The sequence below is a fragment of the Caballeronia zhejiangensis genome (assembly GCF_000698575.1).
GTDB lineage: Bacteria > Pseudomonadota > Gammaproteobacteria > Burkholderiales > Burkholderiaceae > Caballeronia > Caballeronia zhejiangensis.
Window position 1 is genome coordinate 25745 of record NZ_JFHD01000013.1, and the last position, 21719, is coordinate 47463.

The 21719-nt window shown below is 64.3% G+C and carries 18 protein-coding genes and 1 pseudogene; 10 read left to right on the forward strand and 9 right to left on the reverse strand.

Annotated features, from left to right (window positions below; genetic code table 11):
* The first annotated feature begins 116 nt into the window (after positions 1 to 116).
* Positions 117 to 1085: an L-histidine N(alpha)-methyltransferase gene (gene egtD / locus BG60_RS17825; protein ID WP_033535963.1), complete on the forward strand. Its 969-nt coding sequence runs from the start codon at positions 117 to 119 to the stop codon at positions 1083 to 1085.
* Here the strand turns inward: egtD and BG60_RS17830 are convergent.
* From BG60_RS17830 to BG60_RS17850, 5 genes are read right to left on the reverse strand one after another with little or no spacing between them, the layout of a single operon-like run.
* Entirely contained in the window at positions 1082 to 1378 is a 297-nt protein-coding gene (locus BG60_RS17830) for an acylphosphatase (protein ID WP_008354295.1), read from the reverse strand. The genes egtD and BG60_RS17830 overlap by 4 nt on opposite strands.
* A 48-nt stretch (positions 1379 to 1426) precedes the next feature.
* Positions 1427 to 2566, reverse strand: coding sequence for a hybrid sensor histidine kinase/response regulator (locus BG60_RS17835; RefSeq protein ID WP_008354294.1), 1140 nt, complete (start codon positions 2564 to 2566; stop codon positions 1427 to 1429).
* 22 nt (positions 2567 to 2588) lie between these two features.
* The gene (locus tag BG60_RS17840) at positions 2589 to 3185 is read right to left on the reverse strand and encodes a chemotaxis protein CheB (RefSeq protein WP_008354293.1); all 597 of its coding nucleotides are present in this window, start codon (positions 3183 to 3185) and stop codon (positions 2589 to 2591) included.
* Between the two features lie 2 nt (positions 3186 to 3187).
* Positions 3188 to 4033 carry a CheR family methyltransferase gene (locus BG60_RS17845; protein WP_008354292.1) on the reverse strand — a complete coding sequence of 282 codons (846 nt, stop codon included), beginning with the start codon at positions 4031 to 4033 and terminating at the stop codon, positions 3188 to 3190.
* Positions 4030 to 7176, reverse strand: a complete 3147-nt coding sequence (locus BG60_RS17850; protein WP_081851862.1) for a response regulator — start codon at positions 7174 to 7176, stop codon at positions 4030 to 4032. Before BG60_RS17850 ends, BG60_RS17845 begins: the two co-directional genes overlap by 4 nt.
* Positions 7177 to 7337: 161 nt before the next feature.
* Between BG60_RS17850 and hpnA the strand changes: the two genes are divergently transcribed.
* The 4 genes from hpnA to BG60_RS17870 all read left to right on the forward strand — a co-directional run bounded on the left by hpnA (position 7338) and on the right by BG60_RS17870 (position 13124).
* Complete coding sequence (gene hpnA, locus BG60_RS17855; protein WP_008354289.1) at positions 7338 to 8348, forward strand: hopanoid-associated sugar epimerase; 1011 nt, start codon at positions 7338 to 7340, stop codon at positions 8346 to 8348.
* A 244-nt stretch (positions 8349 to 8592) separates the two neighbouring features.
* Positions 8593 to 10839 carry an NADP-dependent isocitrate dehydrogenase gene (locus BG60_RS17860; RefSeq protein WP_008354288.1) on the forward strand — a complete coding sequence of 749 codons (2247 nt, stop codon included), beginning with the start codon at positions 8593 to 8595 and terminating at the stop codon, positions 10837 to 10839.
* A gap of 150 nt (positions 10840 to 10989) precedes the next feature.
* Entirely contained in the window at positions 10990 to 12501 is a 1512-nt protein-coding gene (locus BG60_RS17865; RefSeq protein ID WP_008354287.1) for a tetratricopeptide repeat protein, read from the forward strand.
* A gap of 104 nt (positions 12502 to 12605) precedes the next feature.
* Positions 12606 to 13124 (forward strand): hypothetical protein, encoded by a 519-nt coding sequence (locus tag BG60_RS17870; protein ID WP_008354286.1) that lies wholly within the window; start codon positions 12606 to 12608, stop codon positions 13122 to 13124.
* 10 nt (positions 13125 to 13134) lie between these two features.
* Here the strand turns inward: BG60_RS17870 and BG60_RS17875 are convergent, their stop codons facing one another.
* Complete coding sequence (locus BG60_RS17875) at positions 13135 to 14337, reverse strand: glycosyltransferase (RefSeq protein WP_008354285.1); 1203 nt, start codon at positions 14335 to 14337, stop codon at positions 13135 to 13137.
* A 15-nt stretch (positions 14338 to 14352) separates the two neighbouring features.
* Between BG60_RS17875 and BG60_RS38255 the strand changes: the two genes are divergently transcribed.
* The 3 genes from BG60_RS38255 (at position 14353) to hpnH (ending at position 16898) form a co-directional block, all read left to right on the forward strand.
* Entirely contained in the window at positions 14353 to 14673 is a 321-nt protein-coding gene (locus BG60_RS38255; protein WP_152563215.1) for a hypothetical protein, read from the forward strand.
* 94 nt (positions 14674 to 14767) lie between these two features.
* Positions 14768 to 15730, forward strand: coding sequence for a 4-hydroxy-3-methylbut-2-enyl diphosphate reductase (gene ispH, locus BG60_RS17880; RefSeq protein WP_008354283.1), 963 nt, complete (start codon positions 14768 to 14770; stop codon positions 15728 to 15730).
* A 13-nt stretch (positions 15731 to 15743) separates the two neighbouring features.
* Positions 15744 to 16898 (forward strand): adenosyl-hopene transferase HpnH, encoded by a 1155-nt coding sequence (gene hpnH, locus BG60_RS17885; RefSeq protein ID WP_008354282.1) that lies wholly within the window; start codon positions 15744 to 15746, stop codon positions 16896 to 16898.
* Between the two features lie 66 nt (positions 16899 to 16964).
* Here the strand turns inward: hpnH and BG60_RS39555 are convergent.
* From BG60_RS39555 to BG60_RS17895, 3 genes and pseudogenes are all read right to left on the reverse strand, one after another.
* Positions 16965 to 17072: pseudogene (locus BG60_RS39555) on the reverse strand (PIN domain-containing protein); the annotation flags it as partial.
* A 79-nt stretch (positions 17073 to 17151) separates the two neighbouring features.
* Complete coding sequence (locus BG60_RS17890) at positions 17152 to 17346, reverse strand: YbdD/YjiX family protein (RefSeq protein WP_008354281.1); 195 nt, start codon at positions 17344 to 17346, stop codon at positions 17152 to 17154.
* An 11-nt stretch (positions 17347 to 17357) separates the two neighbouring features.
* Positions 17358 to 19442: a carbon starvation CstA family protein gene (locus tag BG60_RS17895; RefSeq protein WP_008354280.1), complete on the reverse strand. Its 2085-nt coding sequence runs from the start codon at positions 19440 to 19442 to the stop codon at positions 17358 to 17360.
* Between the two features lie 195 nt (positions 19443 to 19637).
* Between BG60_RS17895 and BG60_RS17900 the strand changes: the two genes are divergently transcribed.
* Positions 19638 to 21065, forward strand: coding sequence for a cache domain-containing protein (locus BG60_RS17900; protein WP_008354279.1), 1428 nt, complete (start codon positions 19638 to 19640; stop codon positions 21063 to 21065).
* Positions 21055 to 21693 (forward strand): response regulator, encoded by a 639-nt coding sequence (locus BG60_RS17905; protein WP_008354278.1) that lies wholly within the window; start codon positions 21055 to 21057, stop codon positions 21691 to 21693. Before BG60_RS17900 ends, BG60_RS17905 begins: the two co-directional genes overlap by 11 nt.
* Positions 21694 to 21719: the final 26 nt, after the last annotated feature.

Genomic DNA, 21719 nt, shown 5'->3' on the forward strand with positions numbered 1-21719 from the left:
CGAGCGGCACACCGCGCGATCATCCGCCGCTCACGTCGAAGCATCCGCTGCAACAACGCGCCGTGCCATCGTTTCCCGGTGGCACGCGAAGAAAACGCCGCATCGATGGAGACGTCATGACTCAAGCTGCCCTTTCCCCCCGCTTCAACAATGCCTTCGCAGAGGCTGTGCACACAGGACTCAGCAAGCGTCCGCAGAAAGAACTGCCGTCGATGTATCTGTATGACGAAGTGGGTTCGGCCCTCTTCGAAGTGATCACCGCGCTGCCCGAGTACGGCGTGACGCGCGCCGAAGAGCGCGTGCTGAAGGACCACGCGACGGACATCGTCGCGGCGATGCCCGGCGACATTCAGGTCGCGGAACTCGGCAGCGGCAGCGGCCGCAAGACGCGCCGCATCCTGGAAGCGCTGTGTAAGAAGCAGCCGACCGCCTATCATCCGATTGAAATTTCGCGCACCGCATTGCAGTTGTGCCGGCGCGAACTGAGCGATATCGAGCGCGTGTCGATTGTCGGACATGAACGCGACTACCTCGCCGGACTCTCCGAAGTCAGCGCCAAGCGCAAGGACGGCGAAAGACTGCTCGTGCTGTTTCTCGGCAGCACCATCGGCAATTTCGCGCGGCTTGCGGCGACGAAGTTCCTGTGCTCGATTCGCGGCATGCTGCAACCTGGCGACGCGCTTCTGCTCGGCACCGATCTCATCAAGCCGCTGCCGGTGTTGATCGCCGCGTACGACGATCCGATCGGCGTGACGGCCGCGTTCAACCTGAACATGCTCGCGCGCATCAATCGCGAACTGGGCGGCGACTTTCCGATCGACGCCTTCGAGCACGTCGCGCGCTTCAATCCGGATGCGCGCAGCGTCGAGATGCATTTGCGTGCGAAGCGCGCGCTTTCCGTACGCGTGCGCGGCGCGGATCTGCGCGTGGACTTCCGCGAAGGCGAAACGATCTGGACGGAAAGCAGCCACAAATATGCGGCCGATGAAGTCGCGCCCATCGCCGCCGATGCGGGCTTCGAATGCACGCATCAGTGGCGCGACGAGGAATGGCAGTTCGCGGAGAGCCTGCTGGTCGCGCGTTAGTGCTGCTCGAAGCGCTCGTAGCGTTTCTCGATGTGGCGCTCCTCGCTGTGAAACTCGGTGACGCGGGCATGCGGCGGCCCGCGTCGCAGCCATTCGAGCATCAGATCGACCTGATTGGCCGCGCCCTGCACGACCGCTTCGACGGAGCCGTCATCAAGATTGGCGACCCAGCCGCGCACGCCCAGCGCGTGCGCCTTGCGCACCGTGTGATGCCTGAAACCGACGCCCTGCACGACGCCGCGCACACGCACGTAATAGGTTTCGATTCTCGTATCCAGATCCGGGCCCGGCATCGCGCTTACTCCTTTCCAGTGTTCATAAGCGCATTGTAGACACGCGCTTCAACTCAGGCGAAAGGGCTGCGCCATGTCGGCGTGTTCGCCCGAGCGCGGATGCGGCACGCGCGGCAGCCTCACTTCGAACACCGTGCCCGTTTCGGACGTCGAGCGCACGGATACGTCGCCGCCATGCATCTGCGCGATTTCACGCGTGATGTAAAGCCCCAGCCCGAGGCCGCTCGACTCGTTCTGACGCCGGCCCGATCGATACGGCGCAAAGATCGTCGGCAGAACGTCCGCGGGAATCTCGCCGGCGTTTTGCACCGCGATGGTGATGTCCTCGGCGTTGCCGTCGAGGCGCACTTGAATCGCCGAGCCTTCGTGGCCGTGCTGCAGCGCGTTGCCGATGAGATTCGAGAACACCTGCGACAGCAGATCGCCGTCGCCCTGCAACAGCGTGTCGCCCTGACGCAGCACGAAGATGCGCCCCTTGCCGACGCGCGCCTCGTATTCATCGACGATATTCTTCGCGAGCGTCATCAACTCGACGGCGCGCGGCTGCAGCGTCACGCGCCCGCCACGCAGACGCGCAAGGTTCAGCAACTGATCGACCATCCGCACCATGCGCATGCCGCTCGACTTGATGCGCGTGCCGATGTTCGCCACGTTCTCGTCCTGCACGAAACGCGCGAGATATTCCGCCGACGCGATGACCGCGGAAAGCGGCGTGCGCAGATCGTGACCGAGCACGGCCATCAGCATTTCGTTCGCATCGAGCAGTTGCTGCACGGTCGCGAGCTGCGTCGCGAGTTGCTGCTTCTGACGCTCCATCTGAATGAAGACATCGACCTTCGAATTGAGGATGCGCGAATCGAAGGGCTTGTAGAGAAAATCCACCGCGCCCGCTTCATAGCCGCGAAACGTGCGGCTCGCGTCCTGCGCCGTCGCCGTGAGAAAGATGATCGGCACGTGCGCGGTGCGCGGGCTGCCGCGCATCAGTTCGGCGAGCTCGAAGCCGTCCATGCCCGGCATGTTGACGTCGAGGATCGCGAGCGCGACTTCGTGCCTGAGCAGCAGCTCCAGCGCGGCGGGGCCCGACTCGGCCTTCAGCACCGACAGATCCGGCCGCGCGAGCGACGCTTCGAGCGCGGTGATGTTGTTGCGAATGTCATCGACGATCAGCACGTGGATGGGTTGCGTCATCTGGTGACTCCTTGCCTTCTTTTCATGGCTGCCGGCCGATGCATTGCGACAGCCGCAACGCCATTTCATCGAGCGTCAGTACTTCATTCACCGCGTCCTCAGCGATCGCCGCGAGCGGCATCGCCGGGGCCGAGGCCGTCTCCGGGTTCTGCGCCCAGCACGCGCCGCCCGCCTCGCGGATCGCGCGCGCGCCGCGGGCGCCGTCGTCGTTCGCGCCGGAGAGCACGATGCCGAGCAGACGTTCGCCATACGCATGCGCCGCCGATTCGAACAGCACGTCCACCGATGGCCGCGAGAAGCGCACCGGCGGATCGACCGACAGCGCGATCGCCGGCGCCGCGCCGCCTTCCGCCTCGACGAGCATGTGATATCCCGGCGGCGCGAAATACACGGTGCCGGGCGCGATCTCGTCCTTGTCGAACGGCTCTTCGACGGCCAGTTCGCAGCGCGACGCGAACAATCCCGGCAAGAGGCTCGGCTGTCCTTGCCGCACATGCACGACGATCAGCACGGGCAGCACGAACGTCTTCGGCAGCGCGGGCAACAGATGATTGAGCGCCTCGACGCCGCCCGCCGATGCGCCGATCACGACTGCTCCGATGCGATGCGCGTCGAACATCGTCACACCTTCTGGTAAAGCCGCTCGCGCGCATTGAAATCCGCGAAGCGGTCTGCATAGGTGGAAAAGCGCAGGCTTTCCTTGCTGCCGAGCCCGAGAAATCCGCGCCGCACGAGCGAATCGCTGAACAAACCGAGCGCGCGATCCTGCAACGCGCGATCGAAATAGATCAGCACATTGCGGCACGACACGAGATGCGCTTCGAGAAACACGCTGTCGGTCGCGAGACTGTGATCCGCGAACACGACGCGCGACTTGAGCGTCTGCGAGAACTTCGCCGCGCCGTACGCGGCGTGATAGTAGTCCGACAGCGAACGCTTGCCGCCCGCCGCCAGATAGTTCTGACTGAAGCTCGCCATGCGTTCCAGCGGATAGATGCCGCTCTCGGCCTGACGCAGCGCTTCGGCGTTGATGTCGGTCGCGTAGAACACGGTGCGATCCGCGATCTTCTCTTCGGCGAAGAGCACGGCGAGCGACCACAGCTCCTCGCCGGTGCTGCATCCCGCGACCCAGACCTTGATCGACGGATACGTCTGCAGAATCGGCACGACCTGCTCGCGAATCGCGCGAAAGTAGTGCGGATCGCGGAACATCTCGCTCACCTGCACCGTGAGGTACTGGAACAGCCGCGCGAACAGCGCCGGATCGCGCAGAATGCGCTCCTGCAAATGCGAGAGCGTCGGCAGGCCGAGATCGTTCACGGCTTGCGCGAGGCGTCTTCTCAGCGAACTCATCGAGTAATGCCGGAAGTCGTGCTGATAGCGCAGGTAGATCGCTTCCAGAATCAGCTTCAGTTCGATGTCGAACGTCGCTTCTTCGTCGTGACTGCCGTCGTTCGCCATGTTCATCGCTGCCGCAACCAAACCCGACATAAAGACACGAGCTTATCCACGTCGATGGGTTTCGATATGTAATCGTCCGCACCTGCCTCGAGACATTTCTCGCGATCGCTCGGCATCGCTTTCGCCGTCAGCGCGATGATCGGCAGACGCGCGTGCTCCGTGCGCTTGCGGATTTCGGTCATCGCGGTCAGGCCGTCCATTTCGGGCATCATGATGTCCATCAGCACGAGGTCGATATCGCTGCGGCGCGCGAGCGCTTCGAGCGCTTCGCGCCCGTTGCGCGCGATTTCGAGCGTGGCGCCGAGCGGCTCGATCACGCGCGACAGCGCGAAGATGTTGCGCACGTCGTCCTCGGCGAGCAGGATCGTGCGGCCTTCGAACACGTCGTCGCGCTGACGCGCCGCGCGCAGCATGCGCTGCTGCTCCGGCGGCAGCGCGCTTTCCACGCTATGCAGGAACAGCGTCACTTCGTCGAGCAGACGCTCCGGCGATTTCGCTCCCTTGATGATGATCGATTTCGAATAGCGGCGCAGGCGCTGCTCTTCTTCCTGCGACAGCAGGCGTCCCGTATAGACGATGACCGGCGGCGACGCGTGCCCGCCGCTCGTCGACACGCGTTCGAGCAGTTCGTAACCGGAGCCGTCGGGCAGCGCGAGATCCATCACGACGCAATCGAACGGCACGCGCTGCATCTCCTCGATGGCCTCCGCGATCGATCCTGCCTCGACGATGCCCACCGTGTCGCTCGCGAGCAGCGCGTGAATGCTCTGACGCAACGCCGGATCGTCCTCGACGACGAGCACGCGGCGCATGCCCTGCGACGAGCGCGCTTCGAGCTTGCGGATCGCGTGCGCCAGTTCTTCGCGCGCGCTCGGCTTCAGCGTGTAGCCGATCGCGCCGAGATGCAGCGCGACATCGGCGTGATCGGTCGCGGAGACGATGTGAATCGGAATGTGACGCGTGAGCGGATCGTGCTTGAGCCATTCGAGCACGGTGAGGCCCGACTGATCCGGCAGGCCGATATCGAGCAGAATGCCGTTCGGCTGCAGCGAACGCGCGAGCTCGACGCCTTGCGTGGCGGTCGCCGCGTGCACGCAGTCGAAATCGAGTTCGTGCGCGAGATCGTAGAGGATGCGCGCGAACGGCTGATCGTCCTCGATGACGAGAATCACGCGATCCGGACGCTTGCGGTCGGCGCGGTCGTCGGCGATGCCGAGCGGCTCCGGACTGACCATGGGCGCCGGCATCGGCTGTACCGGCGCAGGCGCAGGTGCAGGCGCAGGTGCGGGCGCGGGCGCGGCCATGGGCTGCGCTTCCCGCATGTGACCGATCGTATCGAGCTTCGCGGTGACGGTGCCTTCGTGCGCCGCGATCGGCAGCGTCACCGAAAACACGCTGCCCTGCCCAAGTTCGCTCGACACGGACACCGATCCGCCGAGCAGTCGCGAAAACTCGCGCGAAATCGACAATCCGAGGCCGCTGCCGCCGTATTTGCGGCTCGTGGTGCCGTCGGCTTGCTGGAACGCCTGGAAGATCATCTCTTGCTTGTCGCGCGCGATGCCGATGCCCGTGTCGCGCACATCGAAACGCAGCGCGTTGTCGCCGGCGCGCTCGACCGCGACCGTCACGCGGCCGCGCTCGGTGAACTTGAATGCGTTCGACAGCAGATTGCGCAGCACCTGCAAGAGCCGCTGGCTGTCGGTGACGAAGTATTGCGGCACGTTCTCGCCGTGCGCGGTGACGAATTCGACGCCCTTGTTCGCCGCGATGGGCGCGAACGATTGCTGCAACGTCTGCAGGATCGCATCGACGGATGTGTGCGCGAACTGCACGTCCATCTGTCCGGCCTCGACCTTGGACAAATCAAGAATGTCGTTGATGAGTGAAAGCAGATCGCTGTTCGACGAATGGATCGTCGCGGCGAAGCGCACCTGTTCCTCGGTCAGGTTGCCTTGCTTGTTGTCCTGCAAGAGTTTCGCGAGGATCAGCGAACTGTTGAGCGGCGTGCGCAGTTCGTGCGACATGTTCGCGAGAAACTCCGACTTGTACTGGCTCGCGCGCTCCATTTCCAGCGCGTTCGCGGTCAGTTCCTGCTGCGCCTGCATCAGCTCGGACTTTTGCCGCTCCAGATGTTGCGTGTGCTCTTCGAGCTGCACGTTGGTCTGTTCGAGCTCGGCCTGCTGCTGTTCGAGACGCGCCTGCGAATCCTGCAGCGCGCGGCCGCGCTCCTCCAGTTCCTCGTTCGACACGCGCAACTCTTCCTGCTGGACCTGCAATTCCTCGCTCTGGCGCTGCGTTTCTTCGAGCAGTTCGACGAGACGCGCGCGATACCGCGACGAACGCAGCGCCATGCCGATCGGTTCCGAGGCCATGTCGAGCAGCGCGCGGGTATCGTCGAAACGGCCTTCGTTGCCGACGAAGCCGAGTTCGATCGCGCCCACGACGTCGCCATCGGCGAGAAGCGGCGCGATCACGACGCGCGAAGCCGCCGCCGATCCCAGCGCCGAACCGGCCTTCAGATAGTGCGCGGACGCGTCGCGCAATTCGAGCACGCGCGCCTCTTCGACTGCCTGTCCGACGAGTCCCTGGCCGCGCGGTATCCTCGCTGGCGCGCTGGCATCGTCCGGCAGCGCCCACGACGCGACCCGCACGAGCGCATCGCCTTCAAGCGCGTAGACGACGCCGACTTTTGCATTCACGTACGGAATGATCGAACGCAGGATGCTCACGCCGATCGAAGCCGGAGACTGCTCGCCGCGCAATTTCTGCGCGAGTTGCACGATGCCCTGTTGCAGCCAGGTCGTGCGTTGTACGGCGAGCCGCGATTTGATATACAGATGCGCCACCGCTGCGAGCGCGAGCATGACGACGATGCCCATTGCGCGGTTGATCTGCAGCACGTCGCGGCTCGTGTTCGGATCGGTGGCGGCGAGTGCGTATCCTGCGAGCGTCAGCACGGTCGAGACGCCCGCCGTGACGATCGGCACGGCGGGGCGGTCGGCCCAGACGCAGAGCACGACGGGCAGCACGTAGAACACCCAGATCGCGATGCGGATCGGCGTGAGCACGTCGATGCAGAACACCACGGCGAGCGTGATTGCGATTGCGAGGTAAATCCAGGCGCTTAGGTTTCGAGTGTCTTGAGGCATCGCTTACCGGTTGTGTCCATGTTTTGCGCGGTCCTCGCGGCCGCGGCAGGCGAGGACCATAGCATGAGCCGCAAGCCCTTGTCACATCGGGCTTTGCAGCCTTTTTTCGGCGCGGCAATCGTTACAATCGAGGCCGCGCGGACGTTTTCAACGAGGTAAGAATGACTGATTTTTCCGGCTCTCGCGTGCTCGTCACGGGTGCTTCGGGGTTCGTCGGTTCCGCGGTCGCGCGGCTCGCCATCGAACGCGGTTTCGACGTGCGCGTGCTCGTGCGCAAGACCAGCCCGCGCAGGAACGTCGAATCGCTGGACGCGGAGATCGTCGTCGGCGACATGCGCGACGAAGCGTCCATGCGCGCCGCGCTCAGGGGCTGCCGCTTCCTGTTTCACGTCGCCGCCGATTACCGCATCTGGGCGCCGGATCCGGCCGAAATCGAACGCGCGAATCTCGAAGGCACCGAAGCGACGATGCGCGCGGCGCTGTCCGAAGGTGTCGAGCGCATCGTTTATACCAGCAGCGTCGCGACGCTCAAGGTGACGAGCTCGGGCGCGATCGTCGACGAGACGAAGCCGTCGGATGCGCAGAGCACCATCGGCGCATACAAGCGCAGCAAGGTGCTCGCGGAGCGCGCGGTCGAGCGCATGGTCGCGCAGAACGCGCTGCCGGCGGTGATCGTGAATCCGTCGACGCCGATCGGCCCGCGCGACGTGCGCCCGACACCGACCGGGCGCATCATCGTCGAAGCGGCGACCGGCAAGATCCCCGCGTTCGTCGATACGGGCCTCAATCTCGTGCACGTCGACGATGTCGCGAACGGGCACTTTCTCGCGCTCGAACGCGGCAAGATCGGCGAGCGATATATCCTGGGCGGCGAGAATCTGCCCTTGCAGCAGATGTTGGCGGACATCGCCGGATTCGTCGGGCGCAAGCCGCCGACCATCAAGCTGCCGCGCGGGCCGCTTTATCCGCTCGCGATCGGCGCGGAGCTGTTCGCGAAAGTGAGCGGAAAGGAGCCGTTCGTGACCGTCGACGCGCTGCGCATGTCGAAGAACAAGATGTACTTCACGTCGGCGAAGGCGGAACGCGAGCTGGGCTACGCCGCGCGGCCGTACGCGCAAGGTCTGAAGGACGCGCTGGACTGGTTCCGGGAGAACGGGTATCTCGCTGGATGAAGCGCCAAATCATTTCGTGAAACGTTCCGGCCATCGCGACGCGGCCGGAAGACAGCAACTCTTGTATAAGACTCGAAAAAAATTAAGTCATTGAATTCGCAAGAAAAACGCCCGTTTTGGCCAATTTCGCAAGCCGAAATTCACACGCGCGCCCTGCAAAATCAGGCAGAATAGCGGTTTGTTGCCGGAGGGGTGACGAGGCCGGCGGTTTTTTCCAACCTGTTTTCGGATGTCGAGACAAGCGATGAGTAATCAGCAACCCACCATCATCTACACCCTGACCGACGAAGCTCCGCTGCTCGCGACCAGCGCCTTTCTGCCGATCATCCGTGCCTTCACCGCGCCGGCGGGCGTCAACGTCGAGACGAGCGACATCTCCGTCGCGGCCCGCATCCTCGGCGAATTCCCCGAATTCCTGACCGACGAGCAAAAGGTCCCCGACAACCTCGCGAAGCTCGGCGAACTCACGCAGGACGCCGACACCAACATCATCAAGCTGCCGAACATCAGCGCGTCGCTGCATCAGCTGACGAGCGCGATCAAGGAACTGCAAAGCAAGGGCTACAAGCTGCCCGACTATCCCGAAGAGCCGAAAAACGACGAAGAAAAGGCCATCCGCGCGCGCTATGGCAAGTGCCTCGGCTCGGCCGTGAACCCGGTGTTGCGCGAAGGCAACTCGGACCGCCGCGCGCCGCTCGCCGTGAAGAACTACGCGAAGAAGCATCCGCACAGCATGGGCGAGTGGAGCATGGCGTCGCGCACGCACGTCGCGCACATGAAACACGGCGACTTCTATCACGGCGAAAAGTCCATCACGAACGATAAAGCCCGCGAAGTGCGCATGGAACTCGTGACGAAGCGCGGCGAAACCATCGTGCTGAAGCCGAAGGTCAAGCTGCAGGAAGGCGAGATCGTCGACAGCATGTTCATGAGCAAGAAGGCGCTCGTCGAGTTCTACGAAGACCAGATGCAGGATGCGTTCGACACGGGCGTCATGCTGTCGCTGCACGTCAAGGCGACCATGATGAAGGTCTCGCACCCGATCGTCTTCGGCCACGCCGTGAAGGTGTTCTACAAGGACGCGTTCGCCAAGCACGGCAAGCTCTTCGAAGAGCTCGGCATCAACGTGAACAACGGTCTCGTCGATCTGTACACGAAGATCGAAGCACTGCCGGAATCGCAACGCGATGAAGTCATCCGCGACATGCACGCGTGCCACGAGAAGCGCCCGGCGCTCGCCATGGTCGATTCGGCCAAGGGCATCTCGAACCTGCACGCGCCGAACGACGTGATCGTCGACGCATCCATGCCCGCGATGATCCGCGCGGGCGGCAAGATGTGGGGCGCCGACGGCCGTCCGCAAGACACGAAGTGCCTGATTCCGGAAAGCACGTTCGCGCGCATCTATCAGGAAATCATCAACTTCTGCAAGACCAACGGCGCGTTCGATCCGAAGACGATGGGCACGGTGCCGAACGTCGGCCTGATGGCGCAAAAGGCGGAAGAGTACGGCTCGCACGACAAGACGTTCGAGATCGCGGAAGACGGCACGGCGCGCATCGTCGACAACGCGACGGGCGAAGTCCTCGAAGGGCTGACGCAGGAAGTCGAGAAGGGCGACATCTGGCGCATGTGCCTCGTGAAGGACGCGCCGATCCGCGACTGGGTGAAGCTCGCCGTCACGCGCGTGAAGAACTCGGGCACGCCGGCCGTGTTCTGGCTCGACCCGTATCGTCCGCACGAAGCCGAACTCATCAAGAAGGTCGAGACGTACCTGAAGGATTACGACACGACCGGCCTCGACATCCAGATCATGTCGCAAGTGCGCGCGATGCGTTACACGCTCGAACGCGTGATCCGCGGCATGGACACGATCTCGGTCACGGGCAACATCCTGCGCGACTACCTCACCGACCTGTTCCCGATCATGGAACTCGGCACGAGCGCGAAGATGCTTTCCATCGTTCCGCTGATGGCGGGCGGCGGCCTGTACGAAACGGGCGCGGGCGGCTCGGCGCCGAAGCATGTTCAGCAGCTCGTGCAGGAAAACCATCTGCGCTGGGACTCGCTCGGCGAATTCCTCGCGCTGGCGGTGTCGCTGGAAGAGCTCGGCATCAAGAACGACAACGCGCGTGCGAAGCTCGTCGCGAAGGCGCTCGATTCGGCCACCGGCAAGCTGCTCGACAACAACAAGAGCCCGTCGCCGAAGACCGGCCAGCTCGACAATCGCGGCAGCCAGTTCTATCTCGCGATGTACTGGGCGCAGGAACTCGCGTCGCAGTCGGAAGACAAGGCGCTCGCCGAGCAGTTCGCGCCGCTCGCAAAGACGCTGGCCGAGAACGAGCAGAAGATCGTCGATGAACTCGCCGCCGTGCAGGGCAATGCGGTGGATATCGGCGGCTACTACAAGCCGGACGAGAAGAAGCTCGAAGCCGTGATGCGTCCGAGCAAGACGTTCAATGCCGCGCTCGAACAGGTGCGCGCGAAGTAAGTTGGGCTGGAGCGCGTTCTTTCGCGCTTCGGTGATGAAACCGGCATCGCCTTCGGGCATGCCGGTTTTTTTTTGCGCGCGCCGCATCCAACGATCTTTACAGACGCCGGTTCGCCTCTGCATACACTGTCCGCCCCGACAGGAAACCTCATGCAGAACGATCTCATCCAGCGCGCCAGTCGAGCTTATGCGGAGCACGCGTTTGGCATCGCCGTCGAATTGGCCGATGAAGCCATCGCCGAGAATCCGCGCAACGCCGATGCGCTTCATCTGCGCGGCCTGATCGCGCTGGCGCTGCGCAAGCCGGAAGACGCGCGAACGTGGCTCGCACGCGCCATCGAACTTTCCGCGCATCCGGGCTTTTGCAACTCGCTTTGCGTGACGCAGATGCACCTGCGCGATTTCCCGGCCGCGGCGCAAAGCGCGCGCCTCGGACTGCGCATCGCCGATGAGCGCTTTCCGGATTACGGCGACATCGCCCTGCTTTGGTTCAACCTCGGACTTGCGCTGCAACTCGACGAGCAGATGGAAGCGGCGGCGCAGAGTTATCGGCGAGCGCTCGGGCATCGGCCGGATCACGCGGCATCGCATAACAATCTGGGCGCGGTACTCAACCGTCTGGGCGATCTCGACTCGGCAATCGAGCATACGAAAGCCGCCATCGCGCTCGATCCGGACAACCTCGAAGCGCACAGCAATCTCGGCCATGCGCTGCTCGCGGCGGGACGCTACGACGAAGCATGGCCGCATTTCGAGCACCGTTGGGCAAGCTTTCAGACGGGCGGTCAGACGCTCGGCGCACGCGCGCCCGAGTTGCCGATTCCGCTCTGGCGCGGCGGCCCGCTTCCCGCCGGCGCGAGCCTGCTCGTGCTGCACGAACAAGGCTTCGGCGATGCGCTGCAATTCTGCCGCTACCTGCCGATGGCGCTGGAACGCTTCGCGCGCGTCGGCTATGTCTGTCCGGCGCCGCTGCGGCGGCTCTTCGAAGAATCGCTGTGCGCGCGCTGGCCGAACATCGTTCTCGTCGACGGAGACGCCGTCGATCTGTCCATGTGGACGCACCATTGCCCGCTGATGTCCTTGCCGATGTGTTTCGGCACGCGCATCGGCAATATTCCCGCGCCGACGCCCTATCTGCGCGCCAATTCGCAACGCGCGCGTTTCTGGGCGGAACGAATCGGCGAGCGCTCGATGCCGGCGGTCGGTCTCGTCTGGGCGGGCGGCCACACGCATTCGCGCGGCGACAAACGGCGCAGCATCGCGCCGGAAACGCTCGCGCCGCTGCTCTCGTATCGCGGCGTGCGATGGATCAGCCTGCAAAAGGCCGAGCACGCCGACAAGCAACTGCCGCCCGCGTTCGCCGGCCAGATCGCCGACTGGATGGACCGCGTCGGCGACTTCGCGGACACGGCCGCGCTCATCGACGGACTCGATCTCGTGATCGCGGTCGATACGTCGGTCGCGCATCTCGCCGCCGCGATGGGCAAGCGCGTCTGGCTGCTGAATCGCTTCGCGGGCTGCTGGCGGTGGCTGCGCGATCGCGACGACACGCCGTGGTATCCGGACATGCGCCTCTTCACGCAGACGAAGCGCGGCGACTGGACCGACGTGCTGACGCGCGTGCGCACCGAACTCGAAAACCTCGGCGAGCGCGTCGTCTGACACACGGTTGCGTGCATTTCGTTACAAGGTGTGGCGGTATCGGAGAAGTCCAGCGGGTAGAATCGGGGCCTCACTGCTAGCACGCACGTTACAGACACACTCGCATGAATCTACAAGACCAGCTCGGCGCGCTGGAGTCGAGCCTCGATACGCTCCTTCAGACCGCTGCCGCATCTGCGCGCTCATCCGCCGGCTCGCCTGCCGCTCCGCCCGCCGTATCGGACGAACCGCCCGCTTTGCGCGATGTGCGCGAACCGGTCGATGCCGACGCGCCCGCCGAACCGCCCGCGCTGAACGAGCCCCCGACGCTCGTCGTGTCGCGCCCGGAGCGCGATGCGGTCGAAATGACGATCGCGGGCAAGACGGTGAAGCTGAGCCCGGAAGGTGTGTCGGAACTGATCGAGGAATTGTCGAACGTGCGCGCGTCGATGTCGCCGGATCAGCCTGCGGGCATTGCACCGGGATGGCGCTTCGCCGCCACGAAGAATCCCGTCATGGCGACGCAGAAATACGCGAACGGCGACCGCCTGCTGGTCTTGCGCCACGCCGGGCACGGCTGGGTGCCGTTCACGTTCTCGCCGAACATGGTCATCGAGCTGTATGCCATGTTGACGAAGAAGTGAGAAGCCGCGTTTACGAACCTTCCTGCGTCGGCGCCTGCACGCGCGCCTTCCATTGCCCGCCCTTCCCGCTCCAGTACCGCACGGCCGAGCCGATCGTCGCGCTGACGTAGAACAACGCGACGAGCGGCAGGAGCGGCGCCCACAACAGCGATCTGCGGTAGTAGCGCAGCATCGGACCATAGGCGATGCACATCAGCGCCCACGCGGCGCATGCGGGCCACGCGCTCGCGCCGTATGCCAGCGCGAGCACCGGCGGCGCGAGATAGATCACCGCCATGCCGAGCACGGTGCCGGCAAGCAGCAGAGGCGAATAGCGCAATTGCGTGAACGCCGTGCGCGCGATCATGTTCCAGATGTCCCGCCAGCTATCGTACGGACGCAGCGACACGCTGTGCTCGGCGAGATCGAGGCGGATCGGGCGCGCGTCGTTGCGGCCCGCGCGATGCTTGATGCGCGCGGCGAGACTGCAATCGTCGATCAGTTCCTGCCGGATCGATTCGATCCCGCCCGCCTCCACGAGCGCCGAACGGCGCACCAGCATGCAGCCGCCTGCCGCGCCGGCGGTCGCCTTCTTCGCGTCGTTGACCCATTCGAACGGATAAAGCTTCGCGAAGAAGAAGACGAACGCCGGAATCAGCGCCTTTTCCCAAAGGGAATCGCAGCGCAGACGGACCATCAGCGAGACCAGATCGCGGTCTTCGAGAATCGTGCGCGCGACGAGTTGCGTGGCGGCATCGGCCGGATGGTGGATGTCCGCGTCCGTGAGCAGCAGGAATTCCGCGGGCAGGCCGAGCTTGTCGATCGCGCCGATGCCCTGCGACTGCGCCCACACCTTGCCCGACCAGCCCGGCGGCAGCGGCTGCGCGGTCAGGATCGTCAGACGGTCTTCGAGGCCGAGATCGCGGGCGGCGGCGAGCGCGACGTTCGCGGTGCCGTCGGTGCTGTGGTCATCGACGACGATCACATGGAACGCGCCCGCATAGTCCTGCTTGAGCAGCGAGCCGACCGCGCGGCCGATGACGTCGGCTTCGTTGCGCGCAGGCACGACGGCGACGAGCGCGGGCCATGCGCCGCGGCGCGCGATCTCGGCGTTGCCGACGGCGTGGATCGTCGTATCGGATAGCGCCGGCGCGGGTTGCGCGCGCCAGAATCCGCCGCGGGCGAACAGCAGCACGATCCAGATCAAGAAAGACAGCCAGGCGATCAATAGCATGAGTAAACGATTAGCTTGAAAACAGTGGCGCAGCCGATGGCGCGATCGACCCGGCGTTGCGCGAAAAATACACCAGGGAAACAGCGCGGCGAGCCGCTCCGCGAGGCCGCGCGGCAAGGGCGCGTGGCGCGGATCTCGACGCCATGCGGTCCGAAGCGTCCGACAGTTTACTGGGTTCTCAAAATCGCCGTATTTGCGTGTGCCGAAGCGCGTCGCGAAGTGAAGCGGGCATTGAGCACCCAAAAAGGGAACGCGTTAGAATACGCGGTCAACTTCGGCGCGCAGACCGATCCCACCGTGTCTTTTTTTCCGGTCTGCTTTCCCCGGCCTTCCTGACGCTTCCGAGCGTCGTTCGTGGCCAGGTCTTCGGGAAAGTGCGAGCTTCGCGCCGGCTAACCCGAGACCCGCGCCAGTCGGAGTTCGTTCGAATATGCGTATCATCCTTGCTCAACCCCGCGGCTTTTGTGCGGGCGTGGTCCGTGCGATCGAAATCGTCGATCGGGCCCTCGAACGGCATGGCGCACCGGTTTATGTGCGTCACGAGATCGTTCATAACCGTCATGTGGTCGACAACCTGCGCAGCAAGGGCGCAAAGTTCGTCGAAGAACTCGATGAAGTGCCGCACGGCGCGGTCGCGATTTTCAGCGCGCACGGCGTCGCGCAGAGCGTCGAGAAAGATGCGCGGACGCGCGGGCTCGACGTGCTCGACGCGACCTGCCCGCTCGTCACCAAGGTTCATGTGCAGGGCCGCCAGTATGTATCGCAGGGGCGCACGCTCATTCTGATCGGCCATGCGGGTCATCCGGAAGTCGAAGGCACGATCGGGCAGATTCCCGGCGTCGTCGTGCTGGTGCAGAGTGAAGCCGAAGTCGCGACAATGACGCTCGCGCCCGATACGCCCGTCGCCTATGTCACGCAGACGACGCTTTCCGTGGACGACACGCGCGGCATCATCGATGCCTTGCAGCGCCGCTTCACGGATATCGTCGGCCCGGACACGCGCGACATCTGCTACGCGACTCAGAATCGCCAGGCCGCCGTGCGCGAGCTGAGCACGCAAGTCGATGTGCTGCTCGTGGTCGGCGCCACCAACAGTTCCAATTCGAACCGCCTGCGGGAAATCGGCGCCGAGAGCGGCGTTCCGAGCTATCTCGTCGCGGACGGTTCGGAGATCAAGCCGGAATGGTTTGCCGACGTGCAAACGGTCGGCATCACCGCGGGCGCTTCGGCGCCCGAGGAAATGGTCAAACATGTGATCGATGCCCTGCGCGCGTTCGGACACGTCGAAGTCACGACGATGAACGGCCGCGAGGAAAAGGTCGAATTCAAACTCCCCGCGAAGCTCACTCAGCCGGTCGCCGCCGTTGCGGCAGCCGCGGTTCGCGAAGAATAAGGAGAGGACACAATTGTCTATCCCGATGCTCCAGAAGGCCCGCGTTGGCGCCTATATCTTCAAGCAACACCTGACGGGCACCAAGCGTTACCCGCTCGCGCTGATGCTGGAACCGCTGTTCCGCTGCAATCTCGCCTGTAACGGCTGCGGCAAGATCGACTATCCGGATCCGATCCTGAACCAGCGTCTGTCGCTGCAGGAATGCCTCGAAGCCGTCGACGAATGCGGCGCGCCGGTCGTGTCGATCGCGGGCGGCGAGCCGCTGCTGCACAAGGAAATGCCGCAGATCGTGAAGGGCATCATGGCGCGCAAGAAGTTCGTGTATCTCTGCACGAACGCGCTCCTGATGGAAAAGAAGATGGACGATTACGAGCCGAGCCCGTACTTCGTCTGGTCCGTGCATCTCGACGGCGATCGCGAGGCGCACGATCACTCGGTTTCGCAGCCGGGCACGTACGACAAGGCTGTCGCGGCCATCAAGGAAGCGAAGCGCCGCGGGTTCCGCGTGAACATCAACTGCACGCTGTTCAACGATGCGGAGCCGGAACGCGTCGCGAAGTTCTTCGACACGCTCGGTCCGATCGGCGTGGACGGCATCACGGTTTCGCCGGGCTATGCCTACGAGCGCGCTCCGGATCAGCAGCACTTCCTGAATCGCGAAAAGACGAAGAACCTGTTCCGCGAAATCTTCAAGCGCGGCAACAACGGCAAGAACTGGTCGTTCAGCCAGTCGACGCTGTTCCTCGATTTCCTCGCGGGCAACCAGACGTATCAATGCACGCCGTGGGGCAACCCGGCGCGCACGGTGTTCGGCTGGCAGAAGCCGTGCTATCTGGTCGGCGAAGGTTACGTGAAGACCTTCAAGGAACTGATGGAAACCACCGACTGGGACAAGTACGGCACGGGCAAGTACGAGAAGTGCGCGGACTGCATGGTCCACTGCGGCTTCGAGGCGACCGCCGTGATGGACACGGTGGCGCATCCGCTGAAGGCCGCGAAGATCGCGCTGTCGGGCCCGCGCACGACGGGCGCGTTCGCGAAGGATCTGCCGATCGACAAGCAGCGTCCGGCCGAGTACGTGTTCTCGAAGCACGTCGAGATCAAGCTGGAAGAGATCGGCCGCGCGCAGAAGAACAAGGGCGCCAAGACGGCGGCGGCGGTGAATTGAGCTTCGGTTGAACGGAGCGTGGAAAGGGCGAATGGCTTGGGTCATTCGCCCTTTTTGTTTTCTCTGCTACCGAATCGTCGTGACGTGTTCGTAGCTTCGAATCTGCCGGTCCTTGGTCACCAGCGGAGCGGATAGCGAACGCGCCGTCGCGACTATCATGCGGTCGGCTGGATCGCACCTCGCGCAGCGCCCAAAAAAAACGCGACGGCTCTCACCGTCGCGTTATCTTCAATCACCACCCAGCAGCATCAACTCAGCAGCACTTCCCCGCTCCCGACCCGTACCTCGCCTCCTGCCGCTCGCGGAAGAACTCCGCGTAGCTCATCACCGGCTTGTCGGGATGCGTCGTCTGCATGTGCGTGACATATGCGTCGTAATCGGGCATCCCGACCATCAGACGCATCGTCTGGCCGAGATACCGTCCTGCCTGCCGAAGATCGCTGAACATCGCTCGACTCCTTAGTGGCCCGCGCGCACCGCGGTGGAAGCGCCGGAAGGCATCGCTTCGAACGGCGTTTCGCGCACGGTCGGCTTCGCTTCGCGACGCGCCCGCAGCACGGCCAGCACGCCATATACCGCGATGCTCAACACCACGAAGATGAACAGGCCGGCAAGCGCCGCATCGACGTAATCGTTGAAGATGATGCGCTGCATCTCCGCGAGCGACTTCGCCGGCGCCATCACCTTGCCCGCGTCGTAGGCGTCCTTCAGCTTGCCGGCGTGCGCGAGGAAGCCGACCTTCGGATTCGCATCGAAAATCTTCTGCCAGCCGGCCGTCAACGTGCAGATGAGCAGCCACGCAGTCGGCACGAGCGTGACCCACGCATAGCGTTCGCGCTTCATCTTGAACAGCACCACGGTGCCGAGCATCAGCGCGATGCCCGCGAGCATCTGATTCGAGATGCCGAAGAGCGGCCACAGCGTGTTGATGCCGCCGAACGGATCGACCACGCCCTGATACAGGAAGTAGCCCCACGCGGCGACGCACAGGCCCGTCGCGACGAGGTTGGCCGGCAGCGATTCCGTGCGGCGCAGCGCCGGATGGAACGTGCCGAGCAAGTCTTGCAGCATGAAGCGGCCGGCGCGCGTGCCCGCATCGACGGCGGTGAGGATGAACAGCGCCTCGAACAGAATGGCGAAGTGATACCAGAACGCCATCATCGCCGGGCCGCCGATCACCTGATGAAGAATGTGCGCCATGCCGACCGCGAGCGTCGGCGCGCCGCCGGCACGCGCGACGATGGTCGTCTCGCCGACCGCCTTCGCCGTCGACGTCAGCATGTCGGGCGTCAGCACGAAGCCCCAGCCCGAGACGGTCTGCGCGACCGCTTCGGGCGTCGAGCCGAGCAGCGCGGCCGGGCTGTTCATCGCGAAGTAGACGCCCGGTTCGATCACGCACGCGGCGACGAGCGCCATGATCGCGACGAACGATTCCATCAGCATCGCGCCGTAGCCGATGAAGCGCATGTTGACTTCGTTGTCGATCATCTTGGGCGTCGTGCCCGACGAGATCAGCGCGTGGAAGCCCGACACCGCGCCGCATGCGATCGTGATGAAGAGGAACGGGAACAGATTGCCCGACCACACGGGACCCGTGCCATCGACGAACTTCGTGAAGGCCGGCATCTTCAGTTCGGGCGCGACGATGAGAATCCCGATCGCGAGGCCGAGGATCGTGCCGATCTTGAGGAACGTCGACAGATAATCGCGCGGCGCGAGCAGCAGCCATACCGGCAGCACCGACGCCACGAAACCGTAGCCGATCAGAATCCACACGAGCTGCACGCCGGTGAACGTGAAGTACGGCGCGAGCGTCGCGGATTCGGCGACTTGTCCGCCGTACACGATCGCGAGCATCAGACCGACGAAGCCGATGATGGAAACCTCGCCGATGCGTCCCGGGCGAATGTAGCGCGTATAGACACCCATGAAGAGCGCGATCGGAATCGTCGCGGCAACCGTGAACGTGCCCCACGGCGAATTCGTCAGCGCCTTCACGACGATCAGCGCGAGCACCGCGAGAATGATCACCATGATGAGGAACGCGCCGAACAGCGCGATCACGCCGGGCACGGTGCCGAGTTCCATCTTGATGAGATCGCCGAGCGAGCGGCCATCGCGGCGCGTCGAGATGAACAGGACGACGAAGTCCTGCACCGCGCCCGCGAACACCACGCCCGCGAGAATCCACAGCATGCCGGGCGTGTAGCCCATCTGCGCCGCCAGCACCGGGCCGACGAGCGGACCCGCGCCCGCGATCGCCGCGAAGTGATGGCCGAACAGCACGTACTTGTTGGTCGGCACGTAGTCGAGACCGTCGTTGTGACGAACGGCCGGCGTCATGCGCAGGCCGTCGAGCTGCAGCACTTTCGTCGCGATGAAGCGTGAGTAGAAGCGGTAAGCGATGAGATAGACGCAGACCGCCGCAATGACGATCCATAGTGCGCTGATCCGCTCGCCGTGCGCGAGCGCGATGGTGCCGAATGCGAACGCGCCCAGTAGCGCGAGCGCGATCCAGACCAGGAATCCGGAAGCCCGATTCATGGCGTCTCCTTAGTTATTGACCCTTCCGGGCCGATGATTGCGCCGTGATAGCGCATTGGGCGGTAGTATTCGCTTTCGCCCGGGCGCTTACAAGCGCATAACTACTTATGCGCGCTACGTGGCTTCACGTAGCGGAAAACCCTGTGTTTCCAGCAAGCGGCGCGCCGCGGCTTCGAATGTGAACACCCTGTATCGATGAATCTCAAGGCAAAGATTTTCCTGCTCGCGATCGTGCCGTTCGCGCTTGCGATCGGCGGCATCACCTACGGCGTGCGCCAGCAGGCGCAAGCGCTCGCAGCAGCGCAGCACGACACGACGCAGGCCGCGTACCTGTCGAGCAAGGAGATCGAACTGCGCCATTACGTCGAGATTGCGACGAGCGCGATCGCGCCTTATTACGACGCACCCGCCGACGATCCGCGCAGCAACGACGAACGCCGCCGCCTCGCGCTCGATGCGCTTCAACGTCTCGACTTCGGGCAGGACGGCTACTTTTTCGTCTACACGATGCGCGGCACGTCGCTGATGCATCCGCGCCAGCCGGATCTCGTCGGACGCGATCTCTGGCTCATGCGCGATCCGAACGGCGCGCTGACCATCCAGGAGCTGATTCAACAGGCGTCGAAAGGCGGCGGCTATGTGCGCTACGTGTGGCGGCGTCCGTCGACCGGACTGATCGCGCCGAAGCTCGGCTATGTCGTGCCGCTCGAACGCTGGGGCTGGATGATGGGCACGGGCATCTATCTGGAAGATGTCGAGACGACGCTCGCGCGCATCGATTCGCAGGCAGCCGGGAATATCCGCCGCACGCTCATGTGGATCGGCGCGATCGCGCTTTTCGGGCTCGCGATCATCGCGGTGTGCGGCGCGGTGCTCAACATCAGCGAGCACCGCAGCGCGGACGCGAAGTTGAAGCGCCTCGCGCGGCAAGTCGTCGATTCGCAGGAACAGGAACGCGCGCGGCTATCGCGCGAATTGCACGACGGCATCAGCCAGATGCTCGTCTCCGTGAAGCTGCTCCTCGAATCGGCGCTGGCGCGTTTCGAACGGAGCGCGGCGCGCGAACCGACCGCCGAAGCCGCGCTCGCGACGAGCCTCGGACGCCTTTCCGGCACGCTGCGCGAAGTGCGCCGCATCTCGCACGCGCTGCGTCCCGCGATGCTCGACGATCTCGGCCTCGCCGCCGCGCTCGAACAGCTCGCGCGCGAATTCGACGGACAGGACGGCCCCGAAGTGCGCTTCGAAGCGACCGCCGAGGGCAAGCCTTGTGCACCGCAACGCGCGACGCTGCCCGATCCCGTCAATACCGTGCTCTTCCGCATCGCGCAGGAAGCGCTGACCAACGTCGCGCGGCACGCGCAGGCTTCGCGCGCGGCGGTCACGCTCGATATCGCGACGCACGCCGTCACGCTCGACATCACCGACAACGGCCGCGGCTTCGACGCGCACGACGCGTTTTCCGATCCGGCGAGCGGCATCGGCCTGCGCAACATGCGCGAGCGGCTCGACACGCTCGGCGGCACGCTCGCGATCGACTCGCAGCCGGGCCGCACGTCGATCGTGGCGCGCGTACCGCTGCCGCTCGCCGCACCGAATCTTCAAGGACATACCGATGAGCGCTGAAATCGCCCGCATCATTCTGGTCGACGACCATCCGCTCGTGCGCGACGGCTTGCGCGCGCGGCTCGACTCCGTGCCGCATCTGCGCGTGATCGGCGAGGCCGGCAACGCGAAGGAAGCGCTCGCGCTCGCCGCCGACGAAGCGAATCCGCCCGATCTCGCGCTAATGGACGTCGGCATGGCCGGCATGAGCGGAATCGAACTCGCGGCGCTGTTCCACGAGCGGCATCCGGGTATCCGCGTGCTGATGCTGTCGATGCACGACAACGTGGAATACGTGAAGCAGGCGGTGCGCGCGGGCGCGAGCGGCTACGTGCTGAAGGATTCGCCCGCCGCCGAGATCATTCAGGCGATCGGCGCGGTGCTCGCCGGCAAGACGTTTTTCAGTGCCGGGCTGGCCGCGCGCATGATCCAGGCACAGTCGATGCAGACGCCGCTCGAACGCCTGACGCCGCGCGAACTCGACATTCTGGATGCGCTCGCCGAAGGCTTATCGAGCAAGCAGATTGCGCAGCAGCATGGGCTGTCGGTGCGGACGGTGGAAACGCATCGACAGAACATGAAGCGCAAACTGGATATCGACGGACAGGCCGAACTCATCAAATTCGCGGTGGAGCACCGCCGCACCTGAAGCCCGGCCCGCCCTGACAGAGGGCG

Excerpts from the sequence above, each read along its gene's own strand:
- egtD (WP_033535963.1), top strand. The coding sequence starts at position 117 with ATGACTCAAGCTGCCCTTTCCCCCCGCTTCAACAATGCCTTCGCAGAG.
- BG60_RS17830 (WP_008354295.1), bottom strand. The coding sequence starts at position 1,378 with ATGCCGGGCCCGGATCTGGATACGAGAATCGAAACCTATTACGTGCGT.
- BG60_RS17835 (WP_008354294.1), bottom strand. The coding sequence starts at position 2,566 with ATGACGCAACCCATCCACGTGCTGATCGTCGATGACATTCGCAACAAC.
- BG60_RS17840 (WP_008354293.1), bottom strand. The coding sequence starts at position 3,185 with ATGTTCGACGCGCATCGCATCGGAGCAGTCGTGATCGGCGCATCGGCG.
- BG60_RS17845 (WP_008354292.1), bottom strand. The coding sequence starts at position 4,033 with ATGAACATGGCGAACGACGGCAGTCACGACGAAGAAGCGACGTTCGAC.
- BG60_RS17850 (WP_081851862.1), bottom strand. The coding sequence starts at position 7,176 with ATGCCTCAAGACACTCGAAACCTAAGCGCCTGGATTTACCTCGCAATC.
- hpnA (WP_008354289.1), top strand. The coding sequence starts at position 7,338 with ATGACTGATTTTTCCGGCTCTCGCGTGCTCGTCACGGGTGCTTCGGGG.
- BG60_RS17860 (WP_008354288.1), top strand. The coding sequence starts at position 8,593 with ATGAGTAATCAGCAACCCACCATCATCTACACCCTGACCGACGAAGCT.
- BG60_RS17865 (WP_008354287.1), top strand. The coding sequence starts at position 10,990 with ATGCAGAACGATCTCATCCAGCGCGCCAGTCGAGCTTATGCGGAGCAC.
- BG60_RS17870 (WP_008354286.1), top strand. The coding sequence starts at position 12,606 with ATGAATCTACAAGACCAGCTCGGCGCGCTGGAGTCGAGCCTCGATACG.
- BG60_RS17875 (WP_008354285.1), bottom strand. The coding sequence starts at position 14,337 with ATGCTATTGATCGCCTGGCTGTCTTTCTTGATCTGGATCGTGCTGCTG.
- ispH (WP_008354283.1), top strand. The coding sequence starts at position 14,768 with ATGCGTATCATCCTTGCTCAACCCCGCGGCTTTTGTGCGGGCGTGGTC.
- BG60_RS17890 (WP_008354281.1), bottom strand. The coding sequence starts at position 17,346 with ATGTTCAGCGATCTTCGGCAGGCAGGACGGTATCTCGGCCAGACGATG.
- BG60_RS17895 (WP_008354280.1), bottom strand. The coding sequence starts at position 19,442 with ATGAATCGGGCTTCCGGATTCCTGGTCTGGATCGCGCTCGCGCTACTG.
- BG60_RS17900 (WP_008354279.1), top strand. The coding sequence starts at position 19,638 with ATGAATCTCAAGGCAAAGATTTTCCTGCTCGCGATCGTGCCGTTCGCG.
- BG60_RS17905 (WP_008354278.1), top strand. The coding sequence starts at position 21,055 with ATGAGCGCTGAAATCGCCCGCATCATTCTGGTCGACGACCATCCGCTC.